1 protein-coding gene is annotated in these 1006 nt (G+C 61.0%); it reads left to right on the top strand.

Annotation, left to right across the window (positions count from 1 at the left end; all coding sequences use genetic code 11):
* Positions 1–46: 46 nt before the first annotated feature.
* Positions 47–1006 (top strand): IS30 family transposase (locus tag AB0313_RS22135; RefSeq protein WP_366308497.1); only part of this gene is annotated, 960 nt, incomplete at its 3' end.

The following is a 1006-nucleotide window of genomic DNA, read 5'->3' as shown; positions in this document are numbered from 1 at the left end:
GGCAGTGTCTAACGGTCGTTGCGAATCCTGATCGTGAGGGATTCCAATGCCCAGGTACGCCCCGAACAAGATGTCGCCTGAAGTCAAGCGTCGGTATTTCGAGCTGATCCGGCAAGGGCTCAGTGGCTCTGCTGCCTCGTCACAGGTCGGCGTGTCGCTGAGCTGCGGCTCGTTGTGGTTCATCGACGCTGGCAGCGTGGACTTTGTAGACAGGCCGATCAGCCGCCGATACCTGACCCAGGATGACCGGATCGAAATTGCAGATGGCCTCGCCGCCGGCGAGTCAGTGAAAGCAATCGCCGCTCGGATCGGGAAAAGCTATCAGAGCGTCTACCGGGAGATTTCGCGCAACCGCAAGCCAAATGGCCGCTACCAACCCTGGTACGCCCATGGCCAAGCCCATCAACGTAGGCTAAGGACTAGAGAACGCCGCCTCGCTCTGGATAAGGCGCTCCGGGACGTCGTGGCCGGGAAGCTTGATAAGCATTGGTCACCCGCGCAGATCAGTCGCTGGCTCAGGCGCCGCTGGTCCAAACGCAGGTCCTGGCATGTCTGCGCCGAGACCATCTACGAAGCCGTCTACCGTGGCCTCATCGCCGCGCAGGACAGCCTCACACTTCGCACTGGCCGGACGTACCGCCATAAACGTGGACGCGGCAGGACCCGTGAAGGGGCGTTGAAGCAGTCCACCAACATGAAGCCGATTAGCCAACGCCCTGCAGTCGTCGAGACTCGCACCCGCATAGGGCACTGGGAAGGCGATCTCATCATCGGCACCGGTCAACGCTCAGCCATTGCCACGCTCGTCGAACGCAAGTCCAGGCTCACAGTCCTCGTCCCGATCCGGGGTGGGCGGACAGCCCAGATCGTCGGTGATGCTCTCATCCAGGCGTTTGCGATCCTTCCAAAAGCTCTCCGGGGGACGCTGACTTGGGATCAGGGCAACGAGATGTTCCACCATGAACGAATAGAGCGGGAGACGGGACTTCGTATCTACTTCGCCGAT

The organism is Pseudarthrobacter sp. NPDC080039, assembly GCF_040702335.1.
Classification (GTDB): Bacteria; Actinomycetota; Actinomycetes; order Actinomycetales; family Micrococcaceae; genus Arthrobacter; species Arthrobacter enclensis_A.
The sequence above is the reverse complement of the archived record's forward strand: the minus strand, read 5'-3'. Positions and strand labels throughout refer to the sequence as shown.